Origin of the sequence: Atlantibacter hermannii (genome assembly GCF_009907385.1) — a bacterium.
GTDB lineage: Bacteria > Pseudomonadota > Gammaproteobacteria > Enterobacterales > Enterobacteriaceae > Atlantibacter > Atlantibacter hermannii_A.
In genome coordinates, this window is the sequence record NZ_JAAATR010000017.1 from 83,630 (window position 1) to 104,686 (window position 21,057).

The window sequence follows — 21,057 nt, forward strand, 5'->3', positions numbered from 1 at the left end:
TGATAGCCGTGCAGCGAGGGGTTTGAAACAGCCGGGCGCGAGAAACAAAAATGCCAGCCGGAAAGGGCTGGCATTGAGAGGCAAAAATTACGCTTTGTCGCCTAACAGCACGGATTCCAGCGCGATCTTAATCATGTCGTTGAAGGTGGTCTGGCGTTCAGCCGCCGTGGTCTGCTCGTGGGTACGGATATGGTCAGACACGGTGCAGATGGTCAGCGCTTTCGCGCCAAATTCCGCCGCGACGCCGTAGATGCCCGCCGCTTCCATTTCCACGCCCAGGATGCCGTATTTTTCCATCACGTCGAACATCTGCGGGTCCGGCGAGTAGAACAGGTCCGCCGAGAAGATGTTACCGACGCGCGCTTCCACGCCCAGCGCTTTTGCCGCGTCAACCGCGTCACGCACCATGCCGTAGTCGGCAATCGCCGCGAAATCGTGATCTTTAAAACGCAGGCGGTTTACTTTGGAATCGGTGCAGGCGCCCATGCCGATTACCACGTCACGCAGTTTCACGTCAGCGCGTACCGCGCCGCAGGAGCCCACGCGAATGATTTTCTTCACGCCGAAATCGGTGATCAGTTCTTTGGTGTAGATGGAGCAGGACGGAATGCCCATGCCGTGGCCCATCACCGAGATTTTACGGCCTTTGTAGGTGCCGGTAAAACCCAGCATGCCGCGCACGTTGTTTACTTCACGCACGTCTTCCAGGAAGGTTTCCGCGATATGTTTCGCACGCAGCGGGTCGCCCGGCATCAGAACAACGTCAGCGAAATCACCCATTTCTGCATTAATGTGTGGCGTAGCCATGAATATATCCCTTTTTAAAATGGTTAATCAGGGCGGACAGACCGCCCCGTCAATCACAACATGTTTTTGCCGTATTCCATGTCGGACGTGCCGAAGTATTTGGCGACGGTCTGGCCGATATCCGCGAAGGTTTCGCGGTGGCCCAGCGAGCCCGGTTTGACTTTCGGGCCGTAGATCAGCACCGGGATATGCTCACGGGTGTGATCGGTGCCTTTCCAGGTCGGGTCGCAGCCGTGGTCGGCGGTCAGGATCAGAATGTCATCTTCACCCACCAGTTCCATCAGCTCCGGCAAGCGGCGGTCAAACAGCTCCAGGCCGCCCGCGTAGCCCGCCACATCGCGGCGGTGACCCCAGGAGGAGTCAAAGTCCACGAAGTTGGTGAACACGATGGTGTTGTCGCCTGCGGCCTTCATCTCTTTCACCGTGGCGTCAAACAGCGCATCCAGACCGGTGGCTTTCACTTTTTTGGTGATGCCGCAGTTGGCGTAGATATCGGCGATTTTACCGACCGACACCACGTTGCCGCCCTTCTCGTCCACCAGCTTCTGAAGCACGGTCGGCGCTGGCGGCTCAACGGCCAGGTCATGGCGGTTGCCGGTACGCTGGAAGTTACCCGCTTTGTCGCCGATAAACGGACGCGCGATCACGCGGCCAATGTTGTAACCGCCTTCGGTCAGCTCTTCACGGGCGATTTCACACAGTTCATACAGGCGATCCAGCCCGAAGGTTTCTTCGTGGCAGGCAATCTGGAACACCGAGTCGGCAGAGGTGTAGAAAATCGGCTTGCCGGTTTTCATGTGCTCTTCGCCCAGCTCGTCGAGGATCACGGTGCCGGAAGAGTGGCAGTTACCGAGGTAGCCCGGCAGGTTTGCGCGCTCCACCAGTTTATCCAGCAGTTTCTGCGGGAAGCTGTTGGTGTGATCGCTAAAGTAGCCCCAGTCGAACAGAACCGGTACACCGGCGATTTCCCAGTGGCCTGACGGGGTATCTTTACCGGACGACAGCTCATGCGCCCAGGCGTATGCGCCAATCACTTCTGCGTTGCCGTCCATACCGGCGGCAATTTTGCCGGTGGCGCCTTCATGGGCTTTCACCAGACCAAGACGTGTTAAATTCGGTAAGTTCAGCGGGCCTTTACGGCCATGATCCGCTTCACCTTTTGCGCAGGCTTCGGCAATGTGACCGAGGGTATCAGAACCCACGTCGCCAAAACGCTCTGCATCTTCAGTCGCGCCAATACCGAATGAATCCAGTACCATAATGAATGCACGTTTCATATTTTCTCCGTACGTTGCGCTGTTTAACGCCCTGTGGCGTTAAAAAAATGCGATCAGATCAGTATACCCGAATGCGGCTCGCCCAGGAAGCGAGGACGGTTACTGGCTGATTCTGCGATAAACCACCGGCGTGTCTTCGGCTGCGGCGTCGCCCACCTCAATCGCCGCTTTAACGGCTTTGGCCGCTTCCTGCCACGAGGCTTCGTTTTTGGCGTGGATAATCGCCAGCGGACGTTGGCCGTCAACGCTGTCGCCCAGGCGCGCCATATCGGTAAAGCCCACGCTGTAGTCAATCGGATCGGAAGCCTGACGACGGCCGCCGCCCATGGACACCACCGCCATACCCAGTGCGCGGGTATCCATGGCCGAGACCACGCCGCTGCGATCGGCATAGACCGCTTTGCTCAGGGTCGCGGCAGGCAGGTATTTGTCGACGTTTTCCACGAAATCCGCCGGGCCTTTCTGGGCGCTGACCATACGGCCAAACACCTCTGCGGCCTTGCCGTTATCGAGCACCGCCTGCAACTGTTTACGGGCGTCGGCTTCATCACGGGCCAGGCGACCAGAAATCAGCATTTCTACGCACAGCGCCATGGTGACGTCGAACAGGCGCGGGTTACGGTAATCGCCGGTCAGGAACTGTACGGCTTCGCGTACTTCCACGGCGTTGCCCGCGCTGGAAGCCAGCACCTGGTTCATATCGGTGAGCAGCGCGGTGGTACGTACGCCTGCGCCGTTGGATACGCCAACGATCGCTTCCGCCAGCGCTTCAGAGAGTTCATACGTCGGCATAAACGCGCCGCTGCCCACTTTCACGTCCATCACCAGCGCATCCAGCCCTTCCGCCAGTTTCTTGGCGAGGATCGAGGCGGTGATCAGCGGGATAGAGTCCACGGTGGCGGTGATATCGCGGGTCGCGTAGAAGCGTTTATCCGCCGGAGCCAGCGAGCTGGTCTGGCCGATAATCGCCACGCCGACGTCTTTGATGATGGCGCGGAAACGGGCGTCATCAGGGAAAATATCAAAGCCCGGAATGGCTTCCAGTTTATCCAGCGTACCGCCGGTGTGGCCGAGGCCGCGCCCGGAGATCATCGGCACGTAGCCGCCGCACGCCGCCACCATGGGGCCGAGCATCAGGGAGGTTACATCGCCCACGCCGCCGGTGGAGTGTTTATCCACAATCGGGCCGTTGAGGTTCAGGCTCTTCCAGTCCAGCACGCTGCCGGAATCGCGCATCGCCATGGTCAGCGACACCCGCTCGGGCATCGTCATGTCATGGAAAAAGATGGTCATCGCCAGCGCGGCAATTTGCCCTTCTGAGACGGTGTTATCGCGGATCCCGTTAATGAAAAAGCGAATTTCTTCGTCGCTGAGCGCGTGGCCATCACGTTTTTTGCGAATAATTTCTTGAGCGAGGAACAAGGTAACCCCCAGAGATAGCAGATTTTAGGCGGCGGTTGCCCGCCGCAGGAAAGGAATTAGTAGCTGCTGGCGCTTTTGCCGTCGCCGTGGCCCAGCGCTTTCAGCAGGCTGGCTAACAGGCTGGATGCGCCAAAGCGGTAGTGACGGGCATCCGCCCAGTCCGCGCCGAACAGCTCGTCGGCAATCGCCAGGAATTTCTGCGCGTCTTCGGCTGTACGTACGCCGCCGGCAGGCTTAAAGCCCACAGTTTTCTGCACGCCCATATCGCGGATCACTTCCAGCATAATGCGCGCGCTTTCCGGCGTGGCGTTGACCGGCACTTTACCGGTAGACGTTTTGATGAAATCCGCGCCTGCCTTGATGGAGATTTCAGAGGCTTTACGAATCAGGGCTTCTTCTTTCAACTCGCCGGTTTCGATGATCACTTTCAGCAGCACGTTGGCAGCAGCGCAGGCGTCTTTACAGGCTTTCACCAGTTCGAATCCTACCTGCTCGTTACCGGCGATCAGCGCGCGGTACGGGAAGACCACGTCCACTTCATCCGCGCCGTAAGCGATGGCCGCACGGGTTTCCGCCAGCGCGATCTCGATATCGTCATTGCCATGCGGGAAGTTGGTGACCGTCGCGATGCGGATATCCGGCGTGCCCTGCTCTTTCAGCGTCTTGCGGGCAATCGGAATAAAGCGCGGGTAGATGCAGATCGCCGCCGTATTGCCCACCGGCGTTTTGGCCTGATGGCACAGCGCGATGACTTTCTCGTTGGTGTCGTCATCGTTCAGGGTGGTTAAATCCATTAACTGCAATGCGCGAAGGCTGCTTTGGGTTAAATCGGTCATGTGTTTCTCCAGATGGAAGCCGGGTTCGCCGGTTCATTAATCACCGCGCGGAATGTTATTATTCTAACATTTACTCACGCTTACTCTTAGACAGACGTCACAGTTATGGAAATCGATTCAACTCGCCATACACCGTAGATGTGACGTAATTCAAAATATTCACGACATCATCGCCATTCAGTGCGTGATGTGGGTGACAGGATCAAAAGCGCATGGCGTGAATGGCTTTACATTGGCGTCACTGTCAACATGTAAGGGACACATCATGTCTGCACTTTCTCAATCAGGGCTGCTGGAACGCTGCCATAATATTGTGACCTCGTCGGGGCTTTCCCCGGCGCAGAAGCGCCATTTTCTGGCGCTGGAAGCCGAGAATGCGCTTCCTTACCCCGCTCTCCCTGAAGCGGCGCGTCAGGCGCTGGCGGACGGCGTCATCTGCGATATGTTCGAAGGCCACGCCCCGTACAAACCCCGCTATGTCCTGCCCGATTACGCCAAATTTCTCGCTCAGGGCAGCGAATGGCTGGAGCTGCCGCCCGCCGAAGATTTCGACGATGCGCTGGCGATGCTCACCATTCTTTATCACCATGTTCCGTCGGTAACCTCGATGCCGGTGTTTCTGGGTCACCTCGATTCACTGCTCACGCCCTATGTTAAAATTCTAACACAGGATGAGATCGATCTGCGTATAAAACGTTTCTGGCGCTATCTCGATCGCGTCCTGCCGGATGCGTTTATGCATGCCAACATTGGCCCGCATGACTCAATGGTGGCGCGTGCGATATTGCGTGCGGATGCCGAACTCCAGCAGGTTGCGCCTAATCTGACCTTCATTTATGACCCGCAGATTACGCCGGACGATTTACTGCTCGCCGTCGCCAGTAACATTTGCGAATGCGCTAAACCCCACATCGCCAACGGCCCGGTGCATGATAAAATTTTCACACCCGGAAATTACGGCATCGTCAGCTGCTATAACTCGCTGCCAGCGGGCGGCGGCGGCAGTACCCTGGTGCGTATTAACCTCAGCGAAGTGGCGGCGCGCAGCCACAGCATTGACGACTTCTTTGCCCGCGCGCTCCCTTATTATTGTGAACAACAACGGGACATCATCAACGCGCGCTGCGCATTTCTGTATCAGGAGTCGAACTTCTTCACAGAAAGTTTCCTGGTGCGCGAAGGGCTGATCGATCCGGATCGCTTTGCGCCGATGTTTGGCATCTACGCGCTGGCCGAGGCGGTGAATGTTTTATGCGATAAGGCCGGGATTGCGGGCCGGTACGGAAAAGACGCCGCAGCCAACGAGCTGGGCTACCGCATCAGCGCCGCGCTGGCCGCCTATGTGGAAAACACGCCGGTCAGGTTCGGCTGGAATCATCGCGCCCTGCTGCACGCGCAATCCGGTATCAGCAGTGACACGGGCACCACGCCCGGCGCGCGTCTGCCGTATGGCGATGAGCCCGATCCGATCACCCATCTGCTGACCGTTGCGCCGCATCATCGCCATTACCCGTCAGGCATCAGCGATATTTTGACGCTCGACGAAACGGTGAAGCGCAATCCGCAGGCGGTGGTCCAGCTCTGCCTGGGCGCATTTAACGCCGGAATGCGCGAGTTTACCGCTAACGTCAGCGGCAACGATCTGGTGCGGGTGACCGGTTATATGGTGCGCTTATCCGATCTGGAAAAATACCGTGCACAAGGATCGCGGACCAACACCACCTGGCTGGGGGAAGAAGCCGCCCGCAATACCGGCATTTTGCAACGTAAACCCCGTGTGGTGAGTAATGAGCAGCAGATGCGCTTCGATCAATAAGATCCTGCCGTTCTCCTGCGTGGATGGGCCGGGCAGCCGCCTGGCTCTCTTTCTGCAGGGCTGCAACCTGCGCTGCAAAAGCTGCCATAACCCGTACACCATCGCGCTGTGCAACCACTGCGGCGACTGCGTTCCTGGCTGCCCCGAGCAGGCGTTAACCCTGGCCGACGGGCAGGTGGGATGGGATGAAAACCGCTGCGCCCAGTGCGATACCTGTCTTCAGGGCTGTGCTTCACAGGCCAGCCCGATGGCCCGCACGCTGAGCGTCGACGAAGTCTTAAACCAGATTTCACGCGCCGCGCCGTTTATTGAGGGCATCACCGTGAGCGGCGGCGAAGCCACCACGCAACTGCCGTTCGTGCGCGATCTGTTTGCGGCGGTTAAAGACCATGCCGCGCTGCGCCACCTCACCTGTCTGGTAGACAGCAACGGCGAGCTGGGCCAGTCAGGCTGGGAAAAACTGCTGCCGGTGATGGAGGGCGCGATGCTGGATCTCAAGGCCTGGTGCCCGGAGCGGCATCGGTTTCTCACCGGGCGCAGCAATACGCGGATCGTCGAGAGTATTCGCTTTCTGGCTGCACAGAAAAAACTGGCGGAACTGCGGCTCTTGCTTATCCCCGAACACAGCGACTATCTGCAACACATCGATCCATTAAGCGCTTTTCTGAAGGAACTGGGATCGGTGCCGGTGCGCATCAACGCGTTTCATCATCACGGCACTGTCGGTGAGGCGCGGGCGTGGCAGGCGGCCAGCAGGCAGGACGTGGAACAGTTAGCCAGCGCGCTACGCCAGCGCGGCATTAGCGATATCGTTTTGCCTTCGCTCTATCTATAAATCAAAGATCTGATGGGTATTCGCCAGAATGGCGGCGGCAATCTGATCCGGCGCTTCGCTGCGCAGTTCGCACAGCGTTTCAAACACCAGCGCGATCCGCTCCGGGCGATTGGGCTGGCCCTGCCAGCCGTTAAGCGGCATATCCGGGGCATCGGTTTCCAGCAGTAGCGATTCCAGCGGCAGTTGCGCCATCACATCGCGGGTTTTACTGGCGCGCGGGTAGGTGATCGTGCCGCCCACGCCGATCTTATACCCCAGACCGATAAAGCGTTCCGCCTGTTGCAGGCTGCCGGCAAATCCGTGCACCACGCCGGTACGCGGCAGATCGTGGCGCTTAAGGTGCATCGCCAGTTTGTCATGGGTGCGGCGCGAATGGAGGATCACCGGCAGATCGTAGCGTTTAGCGAGCTGGAGTTGCCTGTCGAGATACCACTCCTGGCGCTCGAACTGCGGATTGTCGCGATACAGATCCAGCCCGATCTCCCCCACCGCCACCAGCTTATTCGCACGCTGCGCCAGCCGCTGTTCAAGCGCCTCAAGCGCCGCTTCGGTGTGGTTTTCAATCACAATCGGATGCAGGCCCAGGGCGGCATAGATTGCCGGATGCTGCTGGGCGAGTTCAAGAACGGTATCAAAACGCGTTTCATCAATTGCCGGCAGGATGAGTTTTTCTACGCCCGCTTCAGCGGCGCGCGCGATGGCTGAGGCTTCATCTCCGGTAAACGGCGGAAAATCGAAGTGACAATGGGTATCGATAAAACGACGGGTCACGCCAGATCCTCATTTTCAAATGCCGGATCGTTGGCCTGCGGCGCGTTAACCAACGTGGCGTCGACGGCGTCGTTGGCAACGGTGGCAGGCGGCACGACCACCACCGGCGCAGGGGTAACCACACGCGGAACGTGGCGCAACACCGGCGGCGTTGGCACCAGCAGTTTACCCACCGTCGCCAGGAAATAGCGCCCGCATAAACGGCCAATTTTGTAATCTTCCAGCAGCGTCGGGACACGGCTGCCCAGCGCCATGCTCTGCAACGGCTTCGGCGGATAGATTTCGAAAATACGCAGTTTACCCGGCGGCTTTTCAATAAATTGCTGGATTTCCCGATAGGTCTTTTCGTGATGCTGAACCAGATTCAACAGCGGTTGCAGGCTGCTGTCGGTCATCCACCGCTCCATGCGCTTAAACCACTGCGGGGTGTAATACATCTGCGACGGCACGGTGCGGATCACCACCAGAGTATTGGCCCCCAGCCGGGCCGCTTCGCGCACCGGCACCGCATCGCTGATGCCCCCATCCTGATAGCTGATGCCGTCAAGCATCACGCCGGTGCGGTAGAAGCCGGGAATGGCGCTGGAGGCGCGCAGGATATCCAGCCAGGTGGCGTCAGTCGGCGAAAAATAGCCCGGCGAGTAATCATCACTACGGCAGGCGCACATATAGAAAGCTTTTCCGCCATCAAACAGCCGCGCGGCGTTGTCCATTGCCAGCGGCATTTTGCTGGCGGTCGCCTCGGTTAACCAGTCGAGATCGATAAGATTGCCGCCGCGCACAAAGCGTACCGGATTAAAAAATTCGCGGCTGGTGGTGTAGCGCGTGATCACCCGACGCGCATAGCCCGGTTGATTACAGAGATAAGCTGAGAGGTTTTGCGCACCGGCAGAGGTGCCAAGAAAAGTGTCGAACGGGTTGAAATTTGCGCGCATGAATTCGTCCAGCACGCCGGCAGTAAAGATCCCACGCTGCCCGCCCCCCTCGCACACAAGGGCAAGCTTTCCGGGACGAAACGGTTTTAACGCAAGCGGCGCGATGTTGCCGAGCGTAACGGGTATACGTTGTCCCACCCTGCTTTCCTGATTGTTGTTGTGCTGGTAAACGGAACAATCCGCCAGCAATCAACATGTTAGTTTTCTTACGCCATAAACAAAAAGATACCACGCGATGAGCAACGCCAACAACCTGCGTGGGGCGCAACGGTAAAACCGTGAAAGCCAGTCGCATTGACTGGCTTTCCGGTTACCTGTTGCTTGTGGTCACACTATGGACGTCTGCGGCCCATAAACAGGCTGACCAGGAACAGAATAATACCGACTACGAAAACAATTTTCGCTGCGCCAGCCGCTGTACCGGCCAGACCACCAAAGCCTAAAGCCGCGGCAATCAACGCAATCACGAGAAAAATAATGCCCCAACGAAACATAAGACTCTCCTTTACCATAGTTTAATTGCTACCGCTTCTGAGCAAGCTCAGCTTGCTGGCGGTGTTATCTGGTGGTGATGCTTACCATCTCCCCCGGCGCTCACCGGGAGAGGGGGTTTCGTGGTGTGAATTACTCAACTTTCAAATCGTTTTTAACGCTTTTCACACCATCAATGGCTTTGGCGATGCTCTCAGCACGCTCAGACTGTGCTTTGGACTCGACCGTACCTGAAAGCTGTACCACGCCATCGGTGGTCTCAACCTTCACTTTTCGTGAAGGAACGATGTCATCGGCCAGGAATTTGGCTTTGATTTCACTGGTGGTGGCGGCATCACCGGCATAGCCTTTTGCAGCGTCGGTTTTAGACCCGGATTTGCCATCACGCACGTGCAGTTTGTCGCTGACTGAGTCAACGCCTTCAACGCCTTTGGCGATTTTCACGGCCTGTTCAGCCTGCGCCTGGCTTTCTACGAAGCCGCTCAGGGTGACGACTTTCTTTTCGGTTTCTACCGAAATATCGGTGCTCTTGATGTTTTCATCATCCACCAGAGCCGCTTTTACTTTCGCTGTGATAGCACTGTCATCCATGAAATTACCGACTTTATTCATAGAGTTATCGATTTTTTGCCCTGCGCTATCCGCCGTTGATTCGACTTTGTTCATGGTTTCGGATTCAGCCAGTGCGGAACCGGAAGCCAGTGCAGAGCCCAACAAAACAGCCATCAGAGTTTTTGAAATCTTAGTCTTGTTCATCGATTCATTCCTGTAGGTTTGCCCAGAATTTGAGCCTTGAGCTACTTAGCGAGTAGCCTCTCCTTAAACGGCAACGCCATCGCGGCAGCTGCTAAACCCCTAAGAATCAACGGATTACAGTAGAAACAATCCTGTTCACCACTTTGCTACATCTCATTGACATTCTTAGTTGTTAATATCGTGATTGAAACTAATATCAGGATTAACGGTCAAAAACCTTAAATTAGATGACACATTAACCCGGCAATCTGTTCTTCACTTTGTTAAATATAGATCACAATCTTGAAAACGCCTGGTTGACTGAGCGAAAAATGAGCAAACCGGCGACAAACGAAGGAAATTAAGAACAATCCGCAAGGGACTAAAAAGACAGGGAAAGTGACGGGACGCGGCGTGTGCCGCGCCCTGAGAGAGGATTAGTGCTCGCGGGTTTTACGGAACGTGACGTCAGGGTAACGTTCCTGCGTCAGGTTGAGGTTGACCATGGTTGGCGCGATATAAGTCAGGTTATCGCCGCCATCCAGCGCCAGCTGAACTTCGTTCTTACGCTTAAACTCCTCGAACTTCTTGACGTCGTTGCTTTCCACCCAACGCGCGGTCGCCACGTTGACCGATTCGTAAATCGCTTCAACGTTGTACTCGCTTTTCAGGCGCGCCACGACCACGTCGAACTGCAGCACACCGACCGCGCCTACGATCAGATCGTTGTTAGCGATCGGGCGGAACACCTGCACCGCCCCCTCTTCGGAAAGCTGAACCAGCCCTTTAAGCAGCTGTTTTTGCTTAAGCGGATCGCGCAGGCGAATGCGGCGGAACAGTTCCGGCGCGAAGTTCGGGATTCCGGTGAACTTCATCATTTCGCCCTGGGTAAAGGTATCGCCAATCTGAATGGTGCCGTGGTTATGCAGACCGATAATGTCGCCCGGATAAGCTTCTTCCACATGGGAACGGTCGCCCGCCATAAAGGTCAGCGCGTCGGAAATCACCACGTCTTTGCCGATACGTACCTGGCGCAGCTTCATACCCTTTTCGTATTTGCCGGACACCACGCGCATAAACGCCACGCGGTCGCGGTGTTTCGGATCCATGTTGGCCTGGATCTTAAACACGAAGCCGGAGAATTTCTCTTCCTGGGCTTCGACTTCGCGGGTGTCGGTTTTACGCGGCATCGGCGCAGGCGCCCACTCCACCAGGCCATCCAGCATATGATCCACGCCGAAGTTGCCCAGCGCAGTACCAAAGAAGACCGGGGTGATTTCGCCGCTCAGGAACAACTCCCGATCGAACTCGTGCGACGCGCCCTGCACCAGTTCCAGTTCGTCACGCAGTTGCGCCGCCAGATCTTCACCCACCGCCGCATCGAGATCCGGGTTGTTCAGCCCTTTAACAATGCGCACTTCCTGGATGGTGTGGCCTTTACCGGTCTGGTAGAGGTAGGTTTCATCTTTATAAAGGTGATAGACGCCTTTAAACAGTTTGCCGCAGCCGATGGGCCAGGTGATCGGCGAGCAGGCGATTTTCAGTTCGCGCTCGACTTCATCCAGTAGCTCCATTGGGTCGCGAATGTCGCGGTCCAGCTTGTTCATAAACGTCAGGATCGGCGTATCGCGCAGGCGGGTCACTTCCATCAGCTTGCGGGTACGATCCTCAACGCCCTTGGCGGCATCGATGACCATCAGACAGCAGTCAACCGCCGTCAGGGTACGGTAGGTATCTTCAGAGAAGTCTTCGTGGCCCGGGGTGTCCAGCAGGTTCACCAGGCAATCGTGGTACGGGAACTGCATTACAGAGGTGGTAATCGAAATACCACGCTGCTTTTCCATCTCCATCCAGTCGGATTTGGCGTGCTGGTTGGAGCCACGGCCTTTTACCGTACCGGCGGTCTGGATCGCCTGTCCGAACAGCAACACCTTTTCAGTAATGGTAGTTTTACCGGCATCCGGGTGCGAGATGATGGCAAAAGTGCGGCGCTTGGCCACCTCTTGCAAATAAGGAGACAACGTCATAATTAAATCTTCTTCATAAGGGCATGGGCAGGCCATGCGACTGGAAATCGAAAAATGCGGCTATTTTACCTGGCTGGTAATCTCAGACAATCAGTGTTTAGTGTTTACACAACAGCTGCTCCAGTTCACTTAACGACGAAACCTGCCAGTCAGGTTTGATCTCTGGCGGCAACGTGCGTCCGCTCGAGCTCAGCCAGCAGGTCGCCAGCCCGGCATTGATGCCGCCCAGAATATCGGATTCCGGCGTATCGCCCACCATTAATACGCGCGAGCGCGGCGGGTTGCCCATTTTTTCAAAAGCATAATCGAAGATCCGCGCATCGGGTTTGGCTACGCCAACCTGCTCGGAAATCACTAATAAATCAAAATAGTCGCGCAGGCCGGTGCGTTCCAGACGAATTTCCTGCAACGCGGTAAAACCGTTAGTAATAATACCCAGTTTTACTTTTCCTTTCAGGGCGTTAAGTAAGGATACCGCGCCCGGCAGCGGAGCGCAGATTTCCGCCATCGCGTTCAGAAAGGCGTCATTCAACGTGCCTGGCGTGACGTTTAAACGATCGGACCAGCTTTGAAAACGGTTATGTTGCAGTTGCAGCGCGGTGATCGCCCCGTTCTGGTAATCGACCCACAATGGCTTATTGATGGCCTGGTAATCCTGGAAATCTTCAGCGGTAAACGTCACGCTGTAGTCAAGAAACATCCGCTGTAAACCGCCGAACGAGTCAAAAGTAAACAGCGTTTCGTCAGCATCAAACAGTATCCAGTCCCAGTTCATCACTTCACCTATCTTGTTGTGTTATCAACCCAACGGCAGGGCCATGATAATGGCGTCTTCACGGCCCTCCGCAGTGGGGTAGTAATTGCGGCGTATTGTCGCTTCGTTAAAACCGAGGCCCTCGTAGAGCGCTATGGCGGCGCGATTAGAAGCACGAACTTCCAGCCAGAGCGTGAACACGTCACGCTGTTCCAGTTCGCGAATTACATGCTCAAGCAGGGCTCGCCCCAGCCCACGGCGCTGATACGCCGGATCGACGGCAATATTGAACAGCGTCGCTTCATCCAGCACCACCTGGGTAATGGCGAATGCAGCCATCTCGTCCGCCACATCCAGCCGAAAATTGAGATAACGATCGCCCTGGTTGCTGGCAAAGGTTTTTTGACTCCAGGGAAACGCGTGGGCGCGCTGTTCAATGGCAAATGCCCGGTCGAGGTCACTGCTCGTGAGTAAAGAGATCGTGTTCATGTTCGCAAATGTGTTGCCATAATGCGGCGCGCGCCGCGGGATCTGCACGCAGTTCATCCAGCGTTTGGGTGCGCAACGCCGTGCCTGCCAGCGACGCCAAAGGCTCTACGCCCAGCCACAGACTTACGCAATGGCTGTCAGGCGGCAGCATTTCCACCCGGTCAGGGGTGAGCGCCAGAACCCGATCGGGACTGACGCCAAGGGCCTGCAGCAGATCGCGGATTAACGGCGCGGTTAACGCCGGAAGCGGCTGCGCGACCATCACCAGACGAATATGGGCGGGCAGCGAGATGGCGATTTCGCCCTGCAACGCCGTCGGACGACGCAGCACCCACTGGGTGATGCCCAGTTGCTGTAATTGCCAGTCGCGTCGGGATGTCATCGCAAAGTCTGCCTTATTGCCGGAAGGGCGCAAATATAGCAAATCCGAGCAGCCTGCGCCAACAAAGGTGCAGCCGGAAGCGGGTCGGGGTTATAATCGCCGCCTACGTTTATACAGGAGAGTTTCATGTCTGCTTTTACCCCGGCAAGCGAAGTCTTGCTGCGCCACAGTGATGATTTTGCCGAAAGCCGCGTGCTGTTCGCCGGAGATCTTCAGGACGACCTGCCCGCCCGGTTTGAAACCGCTGCCAGTCGCGCTTTCACGCAATTTTATCACCACTGGCAGACGCTCTCCCAGACGATGGGTGACAAGGCGCAGTACGGACTTACCGTGGATGCCGACTTTATCGCCGACAGCGATACCCTTATCTACTACTGGCCGAAGAACAAGCCGGAAGCCCAGTTTCAGTTGATGAACCTACTGTCGCTCATGCCGATCGGCTGCGACGTGTTTGTGGTGGGCGAAAACCGTAGCGGCGTGCGCAGCGCCGAACAGATGCTGGAAACGGTGTGTCCGCTGAATAAAATCGACAGCGCGCGCCGTTGCGGGCTGTACCATGGTCGTCTGGAAAAACAACCGGCCTTCGATGCCGAGGCGTGGTGGGGTGAATATCAGCTCGACGGGCTGACCATCAAAACGTTGCCGGGTGTGTTCAGCCGCGACGGGCTGGATGTTGGTAGCCAGTTGTTGCTCTCCACCTTTACGCCGCACACCAAAGGAAAAGTGCTGGATGTGGGCTGCGGCGCAGGGGTACTGTCCGTGATGCTGGCCAGCCATTCGCCGAAAGTGCGTTTAACGCTGACCGATGTCGGCGCCTCGGCGGTCGAAGCCGCGAAGGCGACGCTGGCGGCTAACCAGATGGAAGGCCAGGTGTTTGCCAGCAACGTCTATTCCGATGTGAATGGCCGCTTCGATATGATCATTTCTAACCCGCCGTTCCACGATGGGATGCAAACCAGCCTGGACGCGGCGCAGCAATTGATTCGCGGCGCGGTACGTCATCTGAATATAGGGGGTGAACTGCGCATTGTGGCCAACGCCTTCCTGCCCTATCCCAACGTGCTGGATGAGGCGTTCGGCAATCATGAAGTGCTGGCGCAAACCGGCCGCTTTAAAGTCTATCGCGCCGTCATGGGCCGTGGCGCGAAGAAACGCTAAACCTGACGGGTGTCGCTTTTTAAGCCAATCAGGAAAGCGACACCAAATTAACTGTTGACGACGTCCAGAAAACATCTAGAATGCGCCTCCGTGGTTGCAATACTTCTCGGTATTGCTGGTACGCGAAGGTGGCGGAATTGGTAGACGCGCTAGCTTCAGGTGTTAGTGTCTTAACGGACGTGAGGGTTCAAGTCCCTCTCTTCGCACCAACAACCACGCAAAATATCGTTCGCACTGCGCGAAGGTGGCGGAATTGGTAGACGCGCTAGCTTCAGGTGTTAGTGCCTTAACGGGCGTGAGGGTTCAAGTCCCTCTCTTCGCACCACGCTTTACTTCCTCTTGTTTGGCTTTCCTGCTTCAAAACCATCGCAAATTTAACGCAATCAGCATCAGTCCGCTGGTTAATGCTATGCATGATGGTAACAGCACAAAATGACGCAACCGCTTGTGATAAAGCATACCGGATGTCGCCAGTAGCGCCAGCACGACCACGCCCCGCCACTGTTCAAAAGTTAAACCGCTAAACGCCAGCACGGTAACGACTATGCCCGGCAGCACGATCCCCCATCCACTCTCCAGCGCTCTTTGCAACATGGCTACGCCTCTTTCACTGATAACCCAAGCGATAATGATAAATTATATCATATGATATAAATTCTCATTTTCAACCCTTCGTTTGTTAAGTGAACGTTGAGTTTTTCGGGCAATTAATGACACGAATTGATGAAGGTGATAGATTGAGCAAATTGATAAAGATCATTAATTCTGGCTCGATAATGACCTACTTTCCGCCTGTTAGCCTTTATCTCCCCTCAACCTGACATAGCGCGTATAAACAACGACTTAGATATGACGTCTCAAACCTGGCGATCGCTACTTCAAGAGAAGTACCAACTCTCATTACGCCTGTTTCTGTTTCTTAATGCGTTGTCGGCATTATTTAGCATGCTGAGCCCATTATTCCGCGTAAAGATGATTACCGTGCCGCTGGTGAGCATACTGACGCTCAGTATCGGGTTGTTGATATGGCGTTGGGTTAGCCAGGCACGCACCATTAGCCTGAATCTTATCTCCCTGCTCTTCGGCTTGCTCTGGGCCTGGCATGTTTATCTTAAACAGCCCCATATTCCCCAATATGAATCGTCCTATCTGATCATTGCGCTGATGAGCGTGCTGTTCGTCGGTGCGCTGGCGTTTATTAATAACCTTAAAGCGTTTATCTGCCACTGCCTGCCGGTGATTTTAACGGTGCTGTGGCTGGATCAGGGGCAACATACCATCCGAATGCTTTACGCCGTGGCGTTGCCGATGGTGGGCATTGTAATCCAGCACCTGATTCAGAAGCGCTACGACGCTTTTGCTCAGGGCCTGATGTTTAAGCTGATGGAAGAGAAAAAAACGCTTACCGATCTGAGCATGGTCGACCCGTTAACCGGGCTGTATAACCGGCGCGGCTTTCAGAACCGGCTGGAGAATTTGTTTGCGTTAGGGTCGGAACGTAACGTGGTGGTGGTGTTAGATATCGACCACTTTAAAGCTTACAACGATCATTACGGTCATATGATGGGCGACCAGGCATTGGCCCGCGTGTCGGCAGCCATTCGCGATGCGGTGCGTTCACGGGACATCGTGGCGCGTTTTGGTGGCGAAGAGTTTCTGGTGCTGTTGACCAATACCGATTTGGATATGGCGCGCAAAACCGCGGAGCGGATACGCCAGCGGGTATTTGATTTGCGCATTCCCCACCGTTTTAACGCCGAGGTCGCCACCAACGTCACCATCAGTATTGGCCTGGCGCCAATGCATGAACGTGATTTTAACGATGCTTTTAAGCTGGCGGATAAGGCCCTGTATAAAGCCAAACATATGGGACGCAACCATATTCTTACCAGCGAAGAGATGGAAACTGAACAGTAGCCGATGAATCCCCTTGCCATCGGTGACACTCATCGTTAGGATTGGCAATCATTATCATTTAGATTTGCCGTTCAGTGCCTATGGCTTACCGCTCGCTTCAGTTACATGTCCCTGCCGTTGCGTCGCCTGCCCCGTTTAACGATACGGTCGCGCTGGCGGACGCGCTTCGTCACGCCCTGCGCGAGTATCATCCCCATTTACTCGACACCGTAAAGTTTGATGAGCCGACGCCCATCACTGCGCTGACGCTTGCGCACTGGAGGCAACCCGACACGCTGAACGCCCTCATGGCAACCTATGGCGATCACATTTATGCCCAACACACTGAACAGACACGGGAAGCAAAGCCGCTGAAATCGCTGTGGGCGCAGTGGTACGTGGGCCTGCTCACCCCTGCGCTAATGGCGATTGTGCTGACGCATCCGCAAGGCCTGCGTCTTTCCCCGGATCTTATTCGGGCGCGCTTTCATGAAACAGGCCGGGTTGAGTCATTCTGGATTGATGTTTACCCGCATCCCGGGATGGCGAACAACAGCCTGCGCGAACGGATGGAGTATCTGGTGGGCGAGGTGCTGATGCCGGTGGTTGACGCGCTGGAAGAGAGCGGCGATATCAACGGCCGCCTGATCTGGGGCAACACCGGTTATCTTATTAACTGGTTCCTGGGCGAACTAAAACCGCGCCTGGGCGAAGCCGCCTGGCAACAATTACGCCAGGCCTGCTTCTTTGAAAAAACGCGTCTGGATGGACGCGACAACCCGCTTTATCGCACCGTCGTACCGCGTGAAGGATTACTGGTGCGCCGCACCTGTTGCCAGCGTAATCGCCTGCCCGGCGTTCAGCAGTGCGGCGACTGCACGCTTAAATAATCAGCCCTCTCCTTACGCCACCTGCTGGTTGTCAGACTCCTGCGCCAGACTTTCCGCCGCTTCCTGCGCCAGCAGCTGTTTTTCATACACTTTGAAAAACGGGTAATAGATGATGGCGGACACGACCGCCAGCACAATAACCAGCAGCGCCGCGCGATAATCCCAACCCAGCGCCCATGCCCCGCCAATCGGCGCTGGCGCAGTCCAGGGCACCACGGAAATCACCCGGCTAATCAGGTCGAATTTCATGGCGGCCCAGGCGAGAACCGCATTTACCAACGGCGCCAGCAGGAACGGAATAAAAAATACCGGGTTCATCACGATAGGCGTGCCGAAGATCACCGGCTCGTTGATGTTAAACATGCTGGGCACCACGCTCAGCCGGCCAATCGCCCGCAAATGCGCCGAGCGGCTTCTCAGATAGCAAATCACCAGCCCCATGGTCGCGCCCGATCCCCCAACCACGATAAAAAAGGTCCAGAAGGCCTCCATAAAGATATGCGGCAGCGGTGCGCCCTGGGCCAGCGCCGCCTGATTAGCAGCAAGGTTGGTCAGCCAGAACATTTGCAGCATCCCGGAGACAATTGCCGCGCCGTGAATGCCAGCGAACCACAGCAAATGGCCGATCAGCACCGCCAGCAAAATTGCCGGTAACGAATCCGCCGCAGCAACCAACGGTTTGAATATCGACATAATCGCCTGCGGGATCAGCATATCGAATTGCGACTGGATCAACAGGCTGAGCGGGTAAAGTGTCAGCACGACCACCAGCACCGGGATCAGCAAATCAAATGAGTTTTTGATCATCGGCGGCACCTGATCCGGCAGGCGAATGCCGATATTGCGCGCCTTCAAAAAGCGCATCATTTCAACGCAGTAAATCGCTACCAGAATCGCGGTGAAAATGCCGGTACCGCCAAGGCTATCCCCGGGCAGCACGCCTTTGGTTTTTGGCGCTGCCACCAGCAAAAATGCCATCAGCGACAGCATGGCACCCATAAAGGGATCGAGCTGGTGGCTCTTCATATAGTGTTTGCCGAGGTTGTAAGCGATGGCCACGCAGATGTAAATCGACATGATCCCCATGGTCATATCAAACGGCGACAGTATCTGCCCTTCGAACTGTTTCGCCAGCGCCAGCCAGCTGCGGGCAAAGCCCCAGGTGGTATCCGGTGAAAAAGGTGGATACGCGAAAACCAGCAGAAACGACCCCACGATCATAAACGGCATTGCGGAAATAAAACCATCGCGAATGGCCATGACATGGCGCTGGGAAGAAATGCGCACGGCAACGGGGCTGATATAGTTTTCAACAAAGCGGAAAATAATATTGAACGCAGCATGATTGGCAGACATCGCAATTCTCCTGTCAGGCGATGAAAGGCAGATGCCAGCACCATGTTGATCACTGTGCATCCTTTCTCATACACCCTGCGTAAAGCACGGTAAAAGAGAGGGTTAGAAGCGACTTAATGTGTGAATCAGAGAGATGACGACCTTAGTATTAGTCCGCGCTGACCGACCTGCAACCGGTTACAGTGTCCACTTTTTGCCATTGTGAAGAAGATCGCTAATTGTCTGGTGTTAACGACAAGTGAAAGATTGTCATTTTACAATCGCAAAGCCGCTGTGCCAGATTAATGGGCGACATGATGCAGGAGCCCATAATGAGTATTGAATCTGTACGTCAATTTTTTGCTGAACACGCCCCGGATATCGACATCATCGAATTAAATCAGAGTACCGCCACCGTCGCGCTGGCTGCGGCTGCGCATAACGTTGAGCCAGGGCAAATTGCAAAAACATTATCGCTGAAAGTGAAGGAAGAGATTATCCTGGTGGTCGCCAAAGGGGACGCAAGGCTGGATAATAAAAAACTGAAGGCCGCCTTTGGCGCAAAGGCGCGCATGCTGAACAGTGACGAAGTCGTGACATGGACAGGGCACCCTGTCGGCGGAGTCTGTCCCTTTGGGCTGGAGCATCCACTGAAGGTGTACTGCGACGTTTCATTACAGGCTTATCAGGAAGTTTTACCCGCTGCCGGCGCCATCCATAGCGCCGTGCGCATATCTCCCCATCGGCTGGCAGAACTCACCGCCGCGCACTGGATTGATGTTTGCCAGTAATAATAACGACATGCGTCATTCAGGCTCATTCCCGGCCTGAATAACTTACAAAAAGTTATTGCGATAGCGCAGGATATCCGCGGCATCCAACAACCCGGCATCATTGTTAACGCCCAGTTTCAGCATGGCGTTGAATTTATGCGCACGTATCGTTTTAATGTTCCGCTCCAGGCACGAGGCGATTTGCGAAACTGAGTAACCATCCGTTAAATAGCGTAGGATCACGCGCTCGGTCGGGCTGAGTAACCGAGGGCTATTGCTAATGTACCAGTGGTTTGCATTCGTATCAGTCGCACGGCTGGAGTCATTTAGCAATGCCGAAAGCTCATCATAAAAGCGAGCCACGGGTGAATCCTTATTAACGACACCATTAATAATGGTTTGTGAAAGTTGCGTAATCAGCTTAGCTTCATCGGGATCATTTACCATAACAATACGTTTCATGTTCGGCTGCAAGGATGCGATTTCGCTAAACAGCTGCAGACAGTCCCGACGATGCTCACGCGAGCCAGATAACGAAAAAATAACACCATAAAATGGGATATGCGCGCGCATCTGCATAAACTCATCACGGCTGTTAAAAAAAGTAATACGATATTGTGATTGTTTTGCAAAAAGCGCTTTAATTCCCGCAGCAATTAAACCGCAAGTTTCGACAACCGCAATATTCAGTTGATCGCTAAATTGTTCCATTGTTGTGATTCCCTGTGCATAGATAATAAATTCAATTCCTTTAAACCCTGAAAACTATTTATCCACCCATACATTTCTGCATTGGTTTTGAGCGATAAACGACGCATGGCACTGTGTTTTTGGGCGCTAATGGTTTTATTGCTCTTCTTAAGCAATTGCGCTATCTGATTGATACCCCAACCTTTACCTAATAATCGTAACACCTGCTTTTCTGAAGCAGTCAATAATGGGGGATTCTCTTCATCATTACTGTCATCCCGTCCAGCGACCAGCAGTGAATGGCTAATCCTGTCGACTTTCTGGCTACCCAGCAGAATGGCATCAGCCACGGTTTCTATGGATTCACAGGTTGATAACAGCGTGGTTTCCGGACGCATGAGCCATTCTACTGCACTGGCAAAACACGCTCTGGGTACTAAAAAAATCCAGTGAACTTCCCGGAAGCGGGTTATTAACGAATAATAAGCTTCACATTCTCTTGCAAGCTTCTGCTCATCGTTCCCAAGCTCAGCGATCACTACCGACGTTCGCATGAGTTCACTGCAGCCAATATTTTTAACATCAGTAAAATGCAATAACCCCATTCGCTCGATATGACTATCAACGACTTTCTGAAGGCCAGTATGGATTAAAGGGGTTTCGCTAACGACAATTCCTTGCCTGTTATAATTTGGTAACACAATTCCTCCATGAATATCTTATAAATATTCTTACCT

Annotated in this window: 22 protein-coding genes and 2 tRNA genes; 8 read left to right on the forward strand and 16 right to left on the reverse strand. The window is 55.0% G+C overall.

Annotated features, from left to right (window positions below):
• Nucleotides 1-87 precede the first annotated feature (87 nt).
• The 4 genes from deoD to deoC form a co-directional block, all read right to left on the reverse strand.
• Nucleotides 88-807 (reverse strand): purine-nucleoside phosphorylase, encoded by a 720-nt coding sequence (deoD, locus tag GV764_RS05105; protein ID WP_125293779.1) that lies wholly within the window; start codon nt 805-807, stop codon nt 88-90.
• Between the two features lie 53 nt (nt 808-860).
• Nucleotides 861-2,084, reverse strand: a complete 1,224-nt coding sequence (deoB, locus tag GV764_RS05110) for a phosphopentomutase (RefSeq protein WP_161659193.1) — start codon at nt 2,082-2,084, stop codon at nt 861-863.
• Between the two features lie 99 nt (nt 2,085-2,183).
• Nucleotides 2,184-3,506, reverse strand: coding sequence for a thymidine phosphorylase (deoA, locus tag GV764_RS05115; RefSeq protein WP_161659194.1), 1,323 nt, complete (start codon nt 3,504-3,506; stop codon nt 2,184-2,186).
• A 56-nt stretch (nt 3,507-3,562) separates the two neighbouring features.
• Nucleotides 3,563-4,342: a deoxyribose-phosphate aldolase gene (deoC, locus tag GV764_RS05120; protein WP_161659195.1), complete on the reverse strand. Its 780-nt coding sequence runs from the start codon at nt 4,340-4,342 to the stop codon at nt 3,563-3,565.
• A 265-nt stretch (nt 4,343-4,607) separates the two neighbouring features.
• Here deoC and GV764_RS05125 point away from each other — a divergent pair, with 265 nt between their 5' ends.
• Both GV764_RS05125 and GV764_RS05130 read left to right on the forward strand, forming a co-directional pair.
• Nucleotides 4,608-6,158: a YjjI family glycine radical enzyme gene (locus tag GV764_RS05125; protein ID WP_161659196.1), complete on the forward strand. Its 1,551-nt coding sequence runs from the start codon at nt 4,608-4,610 to the stop codon at nt 6,156-6,158.
• Nucleotides 6,130-6,993 (forward strand): YjjW family glycine radical enzyme activase, encoded by an 864-nt coding sequence (locus GV764_RS05130; protein WP_161659197.1) that lies wholly within the window; start codon nt 6,130-6,132, stop codon nt 6,991-6,993. The genes GV764_RS05125 and GV764_RS05130 overlap by 29 nt, the downstream gene beginning before the upstream one ends.
• On the opposite strand, the gene GV764_RS05135 is transcribed toward GV764_RS05130, so the two are convergent.
• The 8 genes from GV764_RS05135 to GV764_RS05170 all read right to left on the reverse strand — a co-directional run bounded on the left by GV764_RS05135 (nt 6,988) and on the right by GV764_RS05170 (nt 13,578).
• A complete protein-coding gene (locus GV764_RS05135) occupies nt 6,988-7,764 on the reverse strand; it encodes a TatD family hydrolase (protein WP_161659198.1) in 777 nt (258 codons plus the stop codon). The genes GV764_RS05130 and GV764_RS05135 overlap by 6 nt on opposite strands.
• Nucleotides 7,761-8,837, reverse strand: coding sequence for a patatin-like phospholipase family protein (locus tag GV764_RS05140; protein ID WP_161659199.1), 1,077 nt, complete (start codon nt 8,835-8,837; stop codon nt 7,761-7,763). Before GV764_RS05140 ends, GV764_RS05135 begins: the two co-directional genes overlap by 4 nt.
• Nucleotides 8,838-9,031: 194 nt before the next feature.
• Complete coding sequence (locus GV764_RS05145; RefSeq protein ID WP_002437547.1) at nt 9,032-9,193, reverse strand: DUF1328 domain-containing protein; 162 nt, start codon at nt 9,191-9,193, stop codon at nt 9,032-9,034.
• 130 nt (nt 9,194-9,323) lie between these two features.
• Complete coding sequence (gene osmY, locus GV764_RS05150) at nt 9,324-9,947, reverse strand: molecular chaperone OsmY (RefSeq protein ID WP_161659200.1); 624 nt, start codon at nt 9,945-9,947, stop codon at nt 9,324-9,326.
• Between the two features lie 416 nt (nt 9,948-10,363).
• Nucleotides 10,364-11,953, reverse strand: a complete 1,590-nt coding sequence (prfC, locus tag GV764_RS05155) for a peptide chain release factor 3 (RefSeq protein ID WP_144131361.1) — start codon at nt 11,951-11,953, stop codon at nt 10,364-10,366.
• Between the two features lie 97 nt (nt 11,954-12,050).
• Entirely contained in the window at nt 12,051-12,728 is a 678-nt protein-coding gene (gene yjjG / locus GV764_RS05160) for a pyrimidine 5'-nucleotidase (protein ID WP_161659201.1), read from the reverse strand.
• Nucleotides 12,729-12,752: 24 nt separating this feature from the next.
• Nucleotides 12,753-13,196, reverse strand: coding sequence for a ribosomal protein S18-alanine N-acetyltransferase (rimI, locus tag GV764_RS05165; RefSeq protein ID WP_161659202.1), 444 nt, complete (start codon nt 13,194-13,196; stop codon nt 12,753-12,755).
• Nucleotides 13,165-13,578 (reverse strand): DNA polymerase III subunit psi, encoded by a 414-nt coding sequence (locus GV764_RS05170; protein WP_161659203.1) that lies wholly within the window; start codon nt 13,576-13,578, stop codon nt 13,165-13,167. Before GV764_RS05170 ends, rimI begins: the two co-directional genes overlap by 32 nt.
• Nucleotides 13,579-13,704: 126 nt before the next feature.
• Here GV764_RS05170 and rsmC point away from each other — a divergent pair, with 126 nt between their 5' ends.
• The 3 genes from rsmC to GV764_RS05185 all read left to right on the forward strand — a co-directional run bounded on the left by rsmC (nt 13,705) and on the right by GV764_RS05185 (nt 15,061).
• Nucleotides 13,705-14,736, forward strand: a complete 1,032-nt coding sequence (gene rsmC, locus GV764_RS05175) for a 16S rRNA (guanine(1207)-N(2))-methyltransferase RsmC (protein WP_161659204.1) — start codon at nt 13,705-13,707, stop codon at nt 14,734-14,736.
• Nucleotides 14,737-14,858: 122 nt separating this feature from the next.
• A tRNA-Leu gene (locus GV764_RS05180) sits at nt 14,859-14,945 on the forward strand.
• A gap of 29 nt (nt 14,946-14,974) precedes the next feature.
• Nucleotides 14,975-15,061 (forward strand) — tRNA-Leu (locus GV764_RS05185).
• 32 nt (nt 15,062-15,093) lie between these two features.
• Here the strand turns inward: GV764_RS05185 and GV764_RS05190 are convergent.
• Nucleotides 15,094-15,369, reverse strand: coding sequence for a DUF1435 domain-containing protein (locus GV764_RS05190; protein ID WP_328515152.1), 276 nt, complete (start codon nt 15,367-15,369; stop codon nt 15,094-15,096).
• Between the two features lie 216 nt (nt 15,370-15,585).
• Here GV764_RS05190 and GV764_RS05195 point away from each other — a divergent pair, with 216 nt between their 5' ends.
• Both GV764_RS05195 and fhuF read left to right on the forward strand, forming a co-directional pair.
• Nucleotides 15,586-16,653: a GGDEF domain-containing protein gene (locus GV764_RS05195; RefSeq protein WP_161659206.1), complete on the forward strand. Its 1,068-nt coding sequence runs from the start codon at nt 15,586-15,588 to the stop codon at nt 16,651-16,653.
• Between the two features lie 80 nt (nt 16,654-16,733).
• Nucleotides 16,734-17,522: a siderophore-iron reductase FhuF gene (gene fhuF, locus GV764_RS05200; protein WP_161659207.1), complete on the forward strand. Its 789-nt coding sequence runs from the start codon at nt 16,734-16,736 to the stop codon at nt 17,520-17,522.
• A 12-nt stretch (nt 17,523-17,534) separates the two neighbouring features.
• On the opposite strand, the gene GV764_RS05205 is transcribed toward fhuF, so the two are convergent.
• Nucleotides 17,535-18,878 carry a PTS sugar transporter subunit IIC gene (locus GV764_RS05205; protein ID WP_161659208.1) on the reverse strand — a complete coding sequence of 448 codons (1,344 nt, stop codon included), beginning with the start codon at nt 18,876-18,878 and terminating at the stop codon, nt 17,535-17,537.
• A 311-nt stretch (nt 18,879-19,189) separates the two neighbouring features.
• On the opposite strand from GV764_RS05205, the gene GV764_RS05210 reads away from it, so the two are divergent.
• Nucleotides 19,190-19,648 (forward strand): YbaK/EbsC family protein, encoded by a 459-nt coding sequence (locus tag GV764_RS05210; protein WP_161659209.1) that lies wholly within the window; start codon nt 19,190-19,192, stop codon nt 19,646-19,648.
• A 45-nt stretch (nt 19,649-19,693) separates the two neighbouring features.
• Here the strand turns inward: GV764_RS05210 and bglJ are convergent, their stop codons facing one another.
• Both bglJ and GV764_RS05220 read right to left on the reverse strand, forming a co-directional pair.
• Entirely contained in the window at nt 19,694-20,341 is a 648-nt protein-coding gene (bglJ, locus tag GV764_RS05215) for a DNA-binding transcriptional activator BglJ (protein WP_161659210.1), read from the reverse strand.
• Complete coding sequence (locus tag GV764_RS05220) at nt 20,317-21,021, reverse strand: helix-turn-helix domain-containing protein (RefSeq protein WP_328515151.1); 705 nt, start codon at nt 21,019-21,021, stop codon at nt 20,317-20,319. Before GV764_RS05220 ends, bglJ begins: the two co-directional genes overlap by 25 nt.
• Between the last annotated feature and the right edge of the window lie 36 nt (nt 21,022-21,057).